General features: G+C 40.9%; 14 protein-coding genes and 1 tRNA gene. 3 read left to right on the top strand and 12 right to left on the bottom strand.

The window, feature by feature from the left end:
* Positions 1-63: 63 nt before the first annotated feature.
* Positions 64-369, top strand: a complete 306-nt coding sequence (locus BM122_RS24695) for a hypothetical protein (RefSeq protein WP_256211813.1) — start codon at positions 64-66, stop codon at positions 367-369.
* Between the two features lie 537 nt (positions 370-906).
* On the opposite strand, the gene tnpA is transcribed toward BM122_RS24695, so the two are convergent.
* The gene (tnpA, locus tag BM122_RS00760; RefSeq protein WP_074902752.1) at positions 907-1,338 is read right to left on the bottom strand and encodes an IS200/IS605 family transposase; all 432 of its coding nucleotides are present in this window, start codon (positions 1,336-1,338) and stop codon (positions 907-909) included.
* Between the two features lie 788 nt (positions 1,339-2,126).
* Between tnpA and BM122_RS00750 the strand changes: the two genes are divergently transcribed.
* A complete protein-coding gene (locus BM122_RS00750; protein ID WP_074902748.1) occupies positions 2,127-2,876 on the top strand; it encodes a DUF2490 domain-containing protein in 750 nt (249 codons plus the stop codon).
* A 93-nt stretch (positions 2,877-2,969) separates the two neighbouring features.
* Here the strand turns inward: BM122_RS00750 and ychF are convergent, their stop codons facing one another.
* From ychF to minC, 10 genes are all read right to left on the bottom strand, one after another.
* The gene (gene ychF, locus BM122_RS00745; protein ID WP_074902747.1) at positions 2,970-4,061 is read right to left on the bottom strand and encodes a redox-regulated ATPase YchF; all 1,092 of its coding nucleotides are present in this window, start codon (positions 4,059-4,061) and stop codon (positions 2,970-2,972) included.
* Between the two features lie 66 nt (positions 4,062-4,127).
* Positions 4,128-4,700, bottom strand: a complete 573-nt coding sequence (gene pth / locus BM122_RS00740; protein WP_074902746.1) for an aminoacyl-tRNA hydrolase — start codon at positions 4,698-4,700, stop codon at positions 4,128-4,130.
* A gap of 151 nt (positions 4,701-4,851) precedes the next feature.
* Positions 4,852-5,448: a 50S ribosomal protein L25/general stress protein Ctc gene (locus tag BM122_RS00735; RefSeq protein ID WP_074902745.1), complete on the bottom strand. Its 597-nt coding sequence runs from the start codon at positions 5,446-5,448 to the stop codon at positions 4,852-4,854.
* A gap of 62 nt (positions 5,449-5,510) precedes the next feature.
* Positions 5,511-6,461, bottom strand: coding sequence for a ribose-phosphate pyrophosphokinase (locus tag BM122_RS00730; protein WP_074902744.1), 951 nt, complete (start codon positions 6,459-6,461; stop codon positions 5,511-5,513).
* Positions 6,462-6,608: 147 nt separating this feature from the next.
* A tRNA-Gln gene (locus BM122_RS00725) sits at positions 6,609-6,683 on the bottom strand.
* A gap of 6 nt (positions 6,684-6,689) precedes the next feature.
* Positions 6,690-7,532, bottom strand: coding sequence for a 4-(cytidine 5'-diphospho)-2-C-methyl-D-erythritol kinase (gene ispE, locus BM122_RS00720; RefSeq protein ID WP_074902743.1), 843 nt, complete (start codon positions 7,530-7,532; stop codon positions 6,690-6,692).
* Positions 7,533-7,575: 43 nt separating this feature from the next.
* On the bottom strand, positions 7,576-8,148 hold the full coding sequence (gene lolB / locus BM122_RS00715; protein ID WP_074902742.1) for a lipoprotein insertase outer membrane protein LolB: 573 nt from the start codon (positions 8,146-8,148) through the stop codon (positions 7,576-7,578).
* A 402-nt stretch (positions 8,149-8,550) separates the two neighbouring features.
* Entirely contained in the window at positions 8,551-8,826 is a 276-nt protein-coding gene (minE, locus tag BM122_RS00710) for a cell division topological specificity factor MinE (RefSeq protein WP_074902741.1), read from the bottom strand.
* Positions 8,826-9,635, bottom strand: coding sequence for a septum site-determining protein MinD (minD, locus tag BM122_RS00705; protein ID WP_074902740.1), 810 nt, complete (start codon positions 9,633-9,635; stop codon positions 8,826-8,828). The genes minE and minD overlap by 1 nt, the downstream gene beginning before the upstream one ends.
* Positions 9,636-9,660: 25 nt before the next feature.
* On the bottom strand, positions 9,661-10,395 hold the full coding sequence (gene minC, locus BM122_RS00700; RefSeq protein ID WP_074902739.1) for a septum site-determining protein MinC: 735 nt from the start codon (positions 10,393-10,395) through the stop codon (positions 9,661-9,663).
* A 598-nt stretch (positions 10,396-10,993) separates the two neighbouring features.
* On the opposite strand from minC, the gene BM122_RS00695 reads away from it, so the two are divergent.
* Entirely contained in the window at positions 10,994-11,548 is a 555-nt protein-coding gene (locus BM122_RS00695) for a Slp family lipoprotein (RefSeq protein ID WP_074902737.1), read from the top strand.
* A gap of 226 nt (positions 11,549-11,774) precedes the next feature.
* Here the strand turns inward: BM122_RS00695 and BM122_RS00690 are convergent, their stop codons facing one another.
* Complete coding sequence (locus BM122_RS00690; protein WP_074902848.1) at positions 11,775-13,493, bottom strand: tetratricopeptide repeat protein; 1,719 nt, start codon at positions 13,491-13,493, stop codon at positions 11,775-11,777.
* Between the last annotated feature and the right edge of the window lie 9 nt (positions 13,494-13,502).

Here is a 13,502-nt window from a genome sequence, read left to right as displayed (position 1 = left end):
GGCCCTACTGGTATGTTTGGACCTTTTTTCCTTCCAACCTTTTTTTCACCTGCAGGTTTCCGTATGAATCTTACACCGGTTCCCAATGTCAGGCTCATGATGTCTCATCGTGCGTATTGGCTGGCTGATAAGCGTGGCGCCTTTGTAGGCTCCGGCCTGCAAGACCCAACCGGAAGAGCAGGAAGTTTCCTAGGGCATATGCTGGATGTCAGCATAGGATGGGATCCTCAGTGGAGTTTCTTAAAACGTGTCAGCTTTGATATAGGGTTTAGCCATATATTCAAAGGTAATTACTTTGATAAAGTTCCGAATAGTCCAGGAGGCAAAGATACCAATTATGGATATACGATGGCAACCATTAAGTTCTAAAATCCAGGCTCTTTAATTACAAATAATTTCCAAGCTACCTATTATCGAGAAGCAAGCATAATCTAATGCTCTGAGGGGGGATTAGATCATGAAGGGATTATGGTTTACGGATGACAATGGTCAAGGAGAGAGCCGCTAATACTCCAGAGTACGAGGAGGATACCCGTAGCGTTGTTAACAATCGGCGAGGCAAGTTTTGAGTGGGATCGTGCATGTTTTTAAAAATGATGGCAGATGGGTAGATGCTTCGGCGGTGAAAAAGAGGCCTTCTTACATGCTATTAGTCGCAGCAAAGGTGAACGGACAACTAGAATCCACCTCGTAACCGAAGGCGAGGGGTGTCCTTGCGTCATATGCTCACCCCGATCAAGTCAGCGACCACAAGGCCACCCAAGCCTATCTTATTCCATTTCTAAATCAAAGCTGACTTTGTCGGCTTCACCTTGCCGTATTAGTTAAATTACCTCCGGCAAAGCCGGAGGCTTATTTTTGTTAGCCCCTCAAAGGGGCAAGAATTGGCGCCACCTAAAGGTGGGATCACATCCCAAGCTTGAGCTGATCATAGTGTTCATCCTCCTTCTCTTGATGCCTGATATATTCTCTGACCATCTCTTCATCTAACCCTACCGTGGATACAAAATAACCGCGTGCCCAAAAACTTTCACCTGTGAAATTTCTAGATCTCCCCATAAACTTCCGCGCTATCGATATTGCACTTTTCCCTTTAATATATCCTACTACGTAAGATACCGAGTATTTCGGAGGAATACTGATGCACATGTGTACATGATCAGGCATCAGGTGCCCTTCTACTATTTGGCAGTTTTTCTGCTCCGCTAATTCGCGCAATATCTTTCCAAGGTGTTTTCGTATCATTCCGAATATCACTTTCTTCCTTCTTTTCGGAATAAATACGATATGGTACTTACAGTCCCATGTTATATGCGTCAAACTCTGATAATCTCTCATTTGATTCTCCTAGCTCTTGATCAAGCTAAAAGAATCACGGTGACCGTATCACACGGTCAAACCTTTAATAGTCCCCCGGCATAGCCAGGGGATTACCTTATTTATTTATACTGTCTGCGGCTCGCCTTCGCGTCATTTTTGATTTAGAAATGGAATTATCACCATACCGCCGTCGAAGAAGTTGCTAGTCGACAAAGGATATGACAGCAAGGCATGACGAGAATAGCTTGCGTAAAGGGGAACAACGTCTGTCATTCTATATCGCAGATACAGGAAAATCGACTCGACTACAGCTATGACAAGACCATCTATAAACAGTGAAATATCATCGAACGCCCGTTTGGCAGAATGAAAAATTTCCGCCACATTGCCATCCACTTCGATAGCAACGCAAAAAACTTCCTTACTGCTTCCTGCATTGAGGCTACCGTAGAACTAAACACCTAACTAACTTTATCAGCCTTTATTAGTTGAATAATAAGCAAATTTTATATGTACTATAAAGTAAATTGCTGATTTAGTTGTTTTCTTGCAACAATACCCAATGGTTGTTAAGGCTTTTCTATCACTAGCGGCTTTTTTAACACTTTCTTGACATTTTCTATGGTAGGCTTCGCTCTCAAAGTCTCTACTTTGTAGCATCATATTGTTTAGGAACAAATATAAATTATCAAATTAAGTTACTAAATTTATTTTTTAATGCTCAACGTAATTTATTTTTGAGTGAAATTAATTTGTAAACACAAAGAAAATTAAAAAGTTTCTACCAACGAAGGAAGGGAAAAAATATGTTTAAAAAATTTAAGATTTTTACGGCATTCGCTGCATTCAGTATGCTATCGGCTCCCGCAATAGCTGAGGATGTCGTCACTGACTTCCAAACTTGGGGCCAAATTATGGCGAATGTAAATTTAGGTAATGTAACAGGTAATGAAAATCTGAAGAACTGGAGGCTCTGGCTCGAAGGCCAAGGGCGTTTTGGTAATGATTCTTCTCAATTTACTCAATCCCTTATCCGCCCCGGGATTGGCTATGCCCTTAATGATAAAGTGTCTATCTGGGCAGGTTATGCCTGGGCACCAACGGCCGAACCGATTTCTGGGGCACAAGGCCCTTTTGATGAGCACCGGATCTGGCAACAATTAATCTATGCAGATACATTCTCCTGGGGCAAATTTCAATGGCGCAGCCGTTTTGAGCAACGCTTTTTTGATCATGATGTTCCTGATCCTGGTAAAAACGATGTAGCCTACCGGTTTCGTCAATTAATAAAATTTGCGTTTCCCATGCAATTTATTTCACCCAATCTTAGTTTTATAGTACAGGATGAAATATTTATCGCGATGAATACGCCTCAAAAAGGATGGATTACCAATGGCTTTGATCAGAACAGGGGTTTTGTTGGGCTAGGTTGGAAATTCAATCAAATGGCTAACGCGGAAATTGGCTATATGAATCAATATATCAATAGACCACATAATGCCCGTCCAGATCAAATGATGCATATTCTGGGGGTCAATTTGTTTTTGACTTTCTAGTTAGCAAGATCTCTCCCCTTATGTTTGAATTACTCAAACATAAGGGGAATCGTATAAAATAATTTTCATTCTACGATAATGTAGAGAAGCAATTTATACATTGAAGCGGAAATGGATGACATCACCATCATTAACAACATATTCTTTACCCTCTAGGCGCATTTTCCCAGCCTCTTTAGCACCTTGCTCACCGTTATAAGCAACAAAGTCATCATAAGATATGACTTCGGCACGGATAAAGCCTCTTTCAAAGTCTGTATGAATCACACCGGCTGCTTGTGGAGCAGTATTTCCCTTGTGAATTGTCCATGCTCGTACCTCCTTGACACCGGCAGTGAAATAAGTCTGAAGCCCGAGTAGCTGATAAGCAGCACGAATCAAGCGATTTAAGCCCGGTTCTTCTAAATGAATATCAGCCAAAAATACGTGCTTGTCTTCATCAGACAGATCTGCAATTTCTGCTTCGAGGGACGCACAGATTGCTACAACAGGTGCTCCTTCCCGTGCCGCATATTCATGAATGCTTTGCAATAATGGATTATTTTCAAAACCATCATCCGTAACATTTGCAACATATATAACGGGCTTTGAGGTCAACAGGCACAATGGCTTTACTAGCGGCTGTTGCTCTTTCTCTAAAGCCAGACTACGCGCGGGCCGGCCTTGGTCAAGATGGGCATGTAATTTCTCCATTAGACTCACACACCGGATACTTTCCTTGTTGCCTGATTTAGCCAGCTTGGCTTCTCGTTGCAGTGCCTTCTCCACTGTGGCCATATCAGACAATGCAAGTTCAGTTTGAATGACTTCAATATCCGAAATGGGATCTACCTTTCCTGCCACATGAACCACATTGTCATCAGCAAAACAACGCACCATATGAACAATACCATCCGTTTCACGGATATTTGCCAGAAATTTGTTGCCTAGCCCCTCACCTTTAGAGGCACCCGCTACCAGACCAGCAATATCAACAAATTCAACAATAGCAGGTTGTACTTTCTGGGGTTTAACAATTTCACTCAGCTTTTTGAGGCGCAGATCGGGAACTTCGACAACGCCAACATTAGGATCAATCGTACAAAATGGGTAATTTTCAGCAGCAATACCTGCTTTGGTGAGTGCATTAAAAAGTGTTGATTTACCCACATTCGGGAGACCAACGATACCGCACTTCAGGCTCATAATCTGATTATTATTGAAATTCTAGTAAACGGGAAAATACACAAAATAAAAAGTATAGTTTTATCATTATTTTTGTTTTGTGTGCAATTTATGCATTGCAGCGGTATAGTCACCACTTGCAATGAGCGGCCAAATAACCAGACTTCGCTGTATAGCGTCATCAATCAATAAAGCTTCTTCTTTTCGAGGTGGGTGCAATACATAATCGACTACCTCATTTTTATTCCCTGGATGGCCGACCCCAATCCGCAGCCGCCAGAAATCTTGAGTGGCCAGACGTGCCATAATATCCTTCAAACCATTATGACCTCCTGCGCCTCCACCTAATTTTAATTTGACAGTTCCGGGGGGCAAATCCAGTTCGTCATGAACGACCAATAACTGGTCAGGAGAGATCTTATAAAAACGTGATAATGCTGCCACGGCCATTCCACTTGCATTCATGTATGTCTGCGGTTTAAGCAACCAGAACTGCTCATTATCAAGCATCATATTTGCACACAGACCATGGAACTTAACTTCAGATTTGAATGTGATGCGTAATTGCTCCGCCAAGCGACACAACCAGTGAAATCCAACATTATGTCGCGTAGCAGCGTATTTTTCTCCAGGATTACCCAGTCCCACAATGAGTTTCATTGTTTACTCGGTTTGATTGAACAACTATAACTTATCATCAATCCGGATACGTTCATCTGCGACTTCTTAATTTTGAAAAGGGAAATACAGAAGAGATTAGCTTATCCTGTATTTCCGATTTATACTGATATCTATTTGACGTATTTAAGAATTAACTCGCACTACTTTCTTCAGCCGCACCTCGCTGAACAATGAGGGTAGCCACCGGTAAATTATCACCTCTGATCAATGCAGGGATTTCCACATTTTCAGGCAATTGGAGGTCGCTTAGATGCAAGGTACTACCTGCAGCCATTTCTGACAAATCTACGGTAATATATTCAGGCAAATCTTGAGGAAAGCACGATATATCTACTTCAGTGAGTACATGGCTAACCATGCCCCCTGCTAGTTTTACTCCAGGTGAAAGCTCAGCATTAATGAAATGCAGCGGGACTTTCATGTGTATCTTTTTGTCTGTATCAATACGCTGAAAATCTACATGAAGTACCTGTGGTTTGTAAGGATGCATTTGTACATCGCGCAACAATACTTGCTCCTTGACACCATCCACCTTTAGCGATAAAACAGATGCGTGAAACGCTTCCAGTTTGAGCTTATGGAATAGATTATTATGGTCTAATTCGATAGATTGCGCAGCACCCTCTCCACCATAAACGACACCAGGAACTTTACCATCTACACGCAGGCGGCGGCTCGCACCTTTGCCCTGCAATGCACGTTTATTAGCATCAATTTCAATTTGCATTTCAATTCTCCAAAATAAGATTTATCCGCGACCAGATAAATCAAAAATAAAAATATCTTTATTTACTCCATAAACAATGAGCTCAATGAACTCTCATTACTTATGCGGACCAGGGACTCACCCAGTAAACTCGCGACACTTAGCTGACAAATTCGATCACATGCTTTGGCATTATCACGTAATGGAATCGTATCAGTAACCACTAATTTATCCAGTTTAGACTCTGAAATTCGCTCCACTGCCTTTCCAGAGAGCACTGCATGCGTAGAATAGGCAACTACACTCGCAGCACCTTCCTCTTTTAAAGCTCTGGCAGCTTCGCATAGCGTATTCGCCGTATCTACCATGTCATCTATGATGACACAAGTACGCCCCTCAACTTCGCCAATGATATTCATTACTATAGATTCATTCGGTTTAGGACGGCGCTTATCAATAATCGCAAGATCGCACTCTAAGCGTTTTGCCAAATGTCTCGCTCGTACCACTCCACCCACATCAGGCGATACGACGGTCAAGTCTTGATAATTATGTTTCCAAATATCGCCTAGCAATATAGGCATTCCGTAAATGTTATCCACGGGTATATCGAAAAACCCCTGGATCTGATCTGAGTGCAAATCCATTGTCAAAAGCCGGTCTATTCCAACAGTGGTAAGCATATTGGCTACTACTTTCGCTGTAATTGGCACACGTGCCGAACGCGGCCTTCTATCTTGGCGCGCATAACCAAAATATGGAATTGCAGCGGTAATGCGGCCTGCTGAAGCACGCTTTAAAGCATCTACAATGACCAATATTTCCATCAGGCTGTCATTGGTAGGGGCACAAGTAGATTGCAATACAAACACATCCTTGCCACGCACATTCTCAAGAAGCTCTACCATGATCTCGCCATCACTGAAACGAGAAACTGTTGCTCGTCCTAAATGGATATTGAGATACTTGACCACGTCCTGGGCCAGTTGTGGATTGGCTGTGCCAGTAAACACCATCAAGCTATCATAAGACATGGCTAATAGTTTCCTGCTATGAACTGGATACTGAAAAACACAGACCCCCCTGGTAATACAAAGCTTGCCACATAATTATAAATTTATATGCTCTGATTTAAACCAGAAAACCGGTTACTTGAAATCGCTTCTGATCATTATGAGTACTGGCTGGGGAGGTAGGGATCGAACCTACGAATGCCGGAATCAAAATCCGGTGCCTTACCACTTGGCGACTCCCCAAATTCATTACTCTTCTAAAAATTTTTGCAATGGATGATAAGTCAATCCCTTTGCAACGAAACCACTCATTCCATCGGGCAATTGCTGAAAAGCATCCTTCGCTGCCCGTTCGTTTGCAAATTCAGCAAATACACAAGCGCCCGAACCACTCATTGCGACCAATGTCGTGTTATTCAATTGCTTTAGCCACTGCAAGTATCTTGCCACAACTGGATACATCTGGCAAACCACTGTTTCAAGATCATTACGTCCTTGCCAGGGGGAAAAGGGCGGTATTGTGATAGGATTTGTATTCCGTGTCAATTCTTTGCTTGAAAAAATTTGTCCTGTTGAAACATGCACCGAGGGTGTTAACACCAAATACCAAGCTGGTGGTAAAGCGATCGATGAAAGCTTCTCGCCTACCCCTTCTGCAAAGGCGTTTTCACCATAGACAAATATTGGAACATCAGCACCCAACTCTAACCCTAATTCCATCAAGCGTGCCCTTTTCCAATTTAACCCCCATAAACGATTAAGTACGAGCAAGGTCGTTGCCGCATCGGAACTGCCTCCTCCTAATCCGCCACCCATCGGAATTCGTTTTTCCAGAAAAATTTCTACTCCAAGATTTATGTAACTTCTTTGCTGCAACAATTTAGCCGCTCGAACACACAAATTATTTTCTTCTGGCACGCCCGGAGTAGGGGTACGCAATTTAATGACAGAATCATCTCTTAAGACAAAACTCAGCTGATCCGAAAAATCTATAAACCTAAAAACTGTTTGCAACAGATGATACCCGTCTTTCCGGCGTCCCACCACATGCAGAAACAAATTAAGCTTGGCAGGTGCTAGAAAGGTTTGCATATTTCCTTGAATTCCCTATAATATTTTTAAGAAGAGTATACTATCAATCTTTTATATCCCAGTTATCAATAACCAGTTTCAGTTTCAGGTCTATACGGCTAAGTTCCAATATTCGCGGAAGATTATGATAGGCAGGAATAAGTTGCGAAAAATAATCCAAATAAGTAATTTTCCAGCCGTCTTGTCTGATTGTTACCGTCCGCCCATTCCTATCTAAGTCCTTTTCAGACATTGTGAATGGAAAATGAGTACCCTGTACCCAGAATTGTAATCCAGAAAGCGGTAATCGCCATCCCAAGATATCTTCTGTCAAATTTTCCACATTACTTGCATAATAAGTTTTTGGTTCTGAGGTAATAAGGCTCACACCTTCCGGACCTTGCTCAATCTGAGCAACAGTTTGTCCTAAGGGTGAAAATAGCATTATCTGATCGCTGATCTCCGTGTGCTGCCAGCGTACACCGCCTGAAAATCCCTGCTTATCTGCTTTGACTGAAACTCTCCCAACCAGATCAAAATTAGCAATTACTTCCTTTGAAATTCCTTCGCCAGGTTGAGTAATAATAGTAGTAGTAACGACCTCGCGGCTTTCGAATAATGCACAACCTGCAAGCATCGAAACTATACAAACCAGTAGCTTCCATACAAAAAATTCAATTTTTTTTCTTATGCTATTGACCAAGGGATATCAAACCTACTCTTTTTCACGTAACCAACAATTAGTCATCCACATTTCTGCTATGATCTATTTATTAATAATTGCTTCAAGACGGACATCATTGCATGATAACCAAGCAATTGTTTATTGGGCACCTCTAAAAATTCATATTTGCGTACATCCGCTTCGCGGATTGCCTGCTTACCCCGTTTCGTCACAATACTTCGTTGTTCACAAAAATTGTTTCCTTATACATCAGTTATATGCTGCGTCAACATTTTTTGTTCTCGCCTTGTCTTGTTTAGAACTCCGAATTTTTAAAGGCGCCCTATTGTTAATTAAGAGTCATTTTTCGATACTTCATGATGAATACTCTTGCTGCTTTGGAGTTTCTGGCAATACAATATTCAGCTCGAGCGTCTCTTGATTTTCATCCTGTTCAAATTTAACTGAAATAGCGTCTTGTTCGACTTTGACATATTTACGAATGACTGCCAGTAACTCTTCTTGCAATTGCGGAAGGTAAGAAGGCTTATTACGATAATAGCGTTCGTGCGCCACAAGAATTTGTAGCCTTTCTTTAGCAACAGTAGCTGTTTTGGATTTAGATGATCTAAAATAATCCAGTAGGCTCATTATTTTCCTCCAAAAAGCTTCCTGAGAAACCCTTTTTTACTGTCAATAAAACGATGAGGTCTTTTTTCCCCAAGATAGCGCGCCACCACGTCAGCATAAGCTTGGCCTGCATCACTTTTCTCATCCAAAATCACAGGCGTACCTGAATTAGAAGCATTTAGAACTGCTTTCGACTCTGGAATAATACCCAGCAAGTGCAAAGATAATATTTCTTGCACATCTTCCAGACTCAACATTTCTCCTGCTTCAACCCGATCTGGATCATAACGAGTTAATAATAAATACTCTTTGATGGGTTCCATCCCTAACTCTGCTCTCCGTGACTTGCTTGCCATAATCCCCAGCATTCGGTCCGAATCTCTAACAGAAGATACCTCTGGATTAGTAACGACAAAAGCATCATCCGCGAAGTACATCGCCAAATGAGCACCCTTTTCAATACCAGCGGGCGAGTCACACACGATATATTTAAAATCTTTAGAGAGCTCTTCTAACACTTTTTCTACTCCCTCTAAAGTTAAAGCATCTTTATCACGTGTTTGTGAAGCAGGCAGAATAAAAAGCGAATTACAGTGCTTATCGCGAATCAATGCCTGATTAAGATTTGCCTCCCCATTAATCACATTGATGAAATCATAGACAACCCGTCGCTCACAGCCCATAATAAGATCAAGATTGCGTAAACCCACATCAAAATCAATCACGACTGTTTTATGTCCTCTTTTTGCCAATCCCATGGCAATAGCAGCACTTGTGGTGGTCTTACCTACTCCCCCTTTGCCCGACGTTACGACAATAATTCTTGCCACTTAATTCTCCTTCGCTGAAAATATCCTATACTAATTCTTTTATTATTAAAGCATGATTCTGCAAATAGATCTGCACTGGTTTTTTTTCAACCGTTTCTTTCAGATCCTCACTTGTTTTATAATCTCCAGCTATTGAAATAAGCTCAGCTTGCAAATCAAAACAGAATATCCTTGCATTCGTATTACCTTGCACTCCTGCAAGCGCTCTACCTCTTAATGTATTGTAAACATGGATATTACCTTCAGCCATGATTTCAGCGCCCGCACTGACCTGAGCCAATATAATTAAATCGCCCGATACATAAATGCGTTGACCTGAACGAACAGGCTGAGTTATTAGCGTCGCTGCATTATTCACAACCACTTCCTTAACAATTGTTTGAGAAGTTGACACAGATGTTTTGGGTATTTCAGCAGCTATACTTTGCGTGTTATCTATTGGAATAAATATCGAGTTTGCTTGCTCATTCTGAAACTCATTTCCGCCTCGTATGCCTATAGGGAATAAGCCCATCTTACGAATAAGCTCCACTAATTTCACAACATCTATTTCATCATTATTATGGTTTAATTCATGCAAATCAAAGACAATGGGTGAATTTCTGAAGAAATCCGGTGCTTGAGATATTTTTTGTAGCAATCGTTGCTCAATGACAACTAAATCATTAGTGTACAAAACCAGGACCGGCACAAAAAAAGTACTACTTTTAATTTCCAGCACTGACTGGATTTCATACGTTTTTTCTGTATCTATTGACATCTGTTAAATCAGAGGGTTAATTTAATAGTAGAAGATATCATCGATATCAATTTATTTATTGACAATAATAATGCATTATACCTTTCAATCGAAAGGAACAAATATTTTTGCTCAGCATTTGAGCAAATTCACTTCCATAACCTACTTCTATCCCTACTTCTATCCTATTGCAACTAGGAAATTAATCTACTCATAACGCAATTCATTCAGTATAAAAGTCGCCTCTTTCCCTTGACAGGCTGTTGAAAAAGCATTCTAACTGGCTACAGCAGTATTAAAAAAACAGGCTCAAAATGATCATTTACTAGAGATAAACTCCGCTTTTTTTACCTATTTTTGCCTATTATCGATTATCTTGAATACGTTTTTTTCAAGAGACTGCTAAGCTAGAATTATCTATTTAGCTAATTGTCCAAAGGTTAATACCCCTATTTTATTCCATTTCCAAATTAAAAATGATGCGAAGGCGAGCCGCAGACAGTATCAATAATACGGCAAGGTGAAGCCGACAAAGTCAGTTTTAATTTGGAAATGGAATTAGGTTTTGATGAAGGCTCCATAAGCTTAAAAGACAAGCATACTTGATAAAGGAAAAATTATGAAATCGCGTTTATCCATCATCAGTTTATTTTTTGTGCTGAATGGGTGTACTAGCTTGCCACCTGCCGCCATAAGGAATATTCCCTTTGTTGATTTGTCCTACCAGACAGTAAATCAGGATATTAATGCTTATAAGGATGTCCCCATTCGTTGGGGTGGGGTGATCATCGACGTAGAAAATGAAAAAGATTTCAGTCTGGTGCAGATTTTATTTTATCCTCTGGATAAGAAAGGCTATCCACAAACAAGCAGAAATAATGAAGGTCGTTTTGTCATTGAGAGTAGTGATTTTCTCGATCCTGCTGTTTTTGCAAAAGATACTGAGATAACAGTCGCCGGAACAATCAAAGGTGATATTGAGCGCACCATTGGCAATAAAATCATAAAAGTGCCACTTATTTCAGCAACGGCAATCTATTTGTGGCCCAAAGATTACCGATATTATTATGGTCCAGGTAGGTACGGATATTACCCACCTTATCCTTATTTTGGTTATTACGGTTATCCCTTTTTCTACAGGGGATACTATTGGCCTCATCCTTACTGGTGGTAAAGAATTCTAGGCATATTTTTCGGCTAATTGCAATTTGTGCTTATTGATATTTCTTCTTTCACTTATAACAGCACTTTATCTTACTGCTTAAAATAAAATTTTCGCACTGATAAAGCTGGAGCACATTAAATACTTTATCGGTCATCATTGCCATAAAATTTATTTAGCAGATGATAAAAACCAAACAATGTGTAACTACTCATGAAATATTGCACCAAAAACAAGGCTACTGCATTAATCTTTTCATGGTATCCAATAATGTTTCATTCCCCGGATGGGCCTCAAGTGCAGAACGCCAGACCTTCTCAGCATCCTCTTTCGCCCCCTTAACCCAGAGCACCTCGCCCAAATGAGCGGCAATTTCTGGATCAGGGCGCGTAGCAAAAGCAAGATTCAAATAATTGAGACCTTCACTAAAATTTCCCATCCGATAATACACCCATCCGAGGCTATCCATAATATAAGGATCTTCAGGCGATAACTCAACCGCTTTTTTGATTAAAGCTAATGCTTCCGGCAAGCGCAATCCTCGTTCTGCTAGACTATAGCCTAATGCATTATAGGCATGCGCATTATCTGGCCTCAACTCGATCAGTTTGCGCAAATCTTTTTCTACGATATCAAATTTGCCAATTTTGTCTGCCGCCAAAGCCCGATCGTAAAGAAGGTCAGGCTGATCCGGAAATTTTTCCAAATTTTTGTCTAATAGCTTGAAAACTTCATAATGCGCATTAACCTCTCGTAATAATTGCGCCTCTGCCAAAACTAATTGGGCACGCTGCTGCTCATTCTCCGGTGTTAATTGATGTAAATGCTGGCGTGCGTGATCAATTCCTTTTTTCTTGAGTAGCAAAACTGCAATACGAATTTGAGCTGGCAAATACCGTTCTCCTCCACTTACTTGCTGATATGCTTTAAGAGCAGCGTCAGGGCGTTGAGTAACCTCATAAATTCGCGCTAAATTGAAATAGATATTATTAGAGTCTTCATAACCTAGCTCCAAAGCTTTCTTAAAATTTGCTTCAGCACTATCGAAATCATTTAATTCAAGAGATAATAAACCCACTGCAAGCGCGATGTCGGCATTAAACGGATTCTCCGTCATCAATTTCTGGAACTGATCGCGCGCTGAAATAAAATTTTTATCTGCCATCAGCATGCGAACATAAGCAATTCGCATATCATTGGCTTTAGGATATTTTGCGAGATAATTTTCATAAAAACTCATCGCTTCAGCATTAGCAATTTTCTGCAAAATCCGGCCTTGATGAATCGCGGCAATTTCCCAATCAGGACGTAGCTCCAAAGCTTTTTTCATTTCCTTAAGGGCAAGATCAAGCTGATTAGCATTCCATGCAGCCTGGGAAATTGCAAAATGTGCTTCCGGCAAATCAGAGTAAGGAATCGCAAGCTGTTGCAATAACTTCAATGCTGCTTTATTGTCATCATGACGTGACAGTAGTCTGCTCAAGTGCATAAAAGCCTTATCAACGGTACCTTTATCAGATGATAACAGTTTCACAAGATGAGGACGTGCCTTGTCAAGCTTGCCAGTACTCATAAACAAAGCTGCAGCCGCTTGACGTGCATTGATTGAATCTGGTTCCAGCTCAATCCATAAGGCTACAGCTTTCTCTGCTTCATCAGATTGACGGGCACGAAGCGCTACCTCTGTAGCACGTTCGGCAATACGTGGATCCCGTGTCTGTCTCGCAAGCTTAGAATATCGTTCAACAGCCACCTCAAGATTATCGCGTTGCAATGCTGTTTCAGCCAGCAAAAAATCAAATAATAACTCGCTCGTCAATTCTTGATGAGGTAATTTCAATTGCCCCTGTTGGTTTTGACTAGCCAGTTCCTCTGCTTGCAAATTTTCGACTTTTGGGATTTGAGTACATCCAGCTAGACCGAGTAAAAACAATATCCAATGCATACTAAAATTCATCTGAATTGA

Source organism: Nitrosomonas communis (assembly GCF_900114745.1).
Lineage (GTDB): Bacteria > Pseudomonadota > Gammaproteobacteria > Burkholderiales > Nitrosomonadaceae > Nitrosomonas > Nitrosomonas communis_A.
The sequence above is the reverse complement of the archived record's forward strand: the minus strand, read 5'-3'. Positions and strand labels throughout refer to the sequence as shown.

What these genes read in the sequence shown, in the direction of transcription:
- BM122_RS00695 (WP_074902737.1), top strand. Translation starts at nt 10,994, where the DNA reads ATGAAATCGCGTTTATCCATCATCAGTTTATTTTTTGTGCTGAATGGG.
- ispE (WP_074902743.1), bottom strand. Translation starts at nt 7,532, where the DNA reads ATGCAAACCTTTCTAGCACCTGCCAAGCTTAATTTGTTTCTGCATGTG.
- BM122_RS24695 (WP_256211813.1), top strand. Translation starts at nt 64, where the DNA reads ATGAATCTTACACCGGTTCCCAATGTCAGGCTCATGATGTCTCATCGT.
- BM122_RS00690 (WP_074902848.1), bottom strand. Translation starts at nt 13,493, where the DNA reads ATGAATTTTAGTATGCATTGGATATTGTTTTTACTCGGTCTAGCTGGA.
- pth (WP_074902746.1), bottom strand. Translation starts at nt 4,700, where the DNA reads ATGAAACTCATTGTGGGACTGGGTAATCCTGGAGAAAAATACGCTGCT.
- lolB (WP_074902742.1), bottom strand. Translation starts at nt 8,148, where the DNA reads ATGCTTGCAGGTTGTGCATTATTCGAAAGCCGCGAGGTCGTTACTACT.
- tnpA (WP_074902752.1), bottom strand. Translation starts at nt 1,338, where the DNA reads ATGAGAGATTATCAGAGTTTGACGCATATAACATGGGACTGTAAGTAC.
- BM122_RS00735 (WP_074902745.1), bottom strand. Translation starts at nt 5,448, where the DNA reads ATGCAAATTGAAATTGATGCTAATAAACGTGCATTGCAGGGCAAAGGT.
- minE (WP_074902741.1), bottom strand. Translation starts at nt 8,826, where the DNA reads ATGAGCCTACTGGATTATTTTAGATCATCTAAATCCAAAACAGCTACT.
- BM122_RS00750 (WP_074902748.1), top strand. Translation starts at nt 2,127, where the DNA reads ATGTTTAAAAAATTTAAGATTTTTACGGCATTCGCTGCATTCAGTATG.
- ychF (WP_074902747.1), bottom strand. Translation starts at nt 4,061, where the DNA reads ATGAGCCTGAAGTGCGGTATCGTTGGTCTCCCGAATGTGGGTAAATCA.
- BM122_RS00730 (WP_074902744.1), bottom strand. Translation starts at nt 6,461, where the DNA reads ATGTCTTATGATAGCTTGATGGTGTTTACTGGCACAGCCAATCCACAA.
- minC (WP_074902739.1), bottom strand. Translation starts at nt 10,395, where the DNA reads ATGTCAATAGATACAGAAAAAACGTATGAAATCCAGTCAGTGCTGGAA.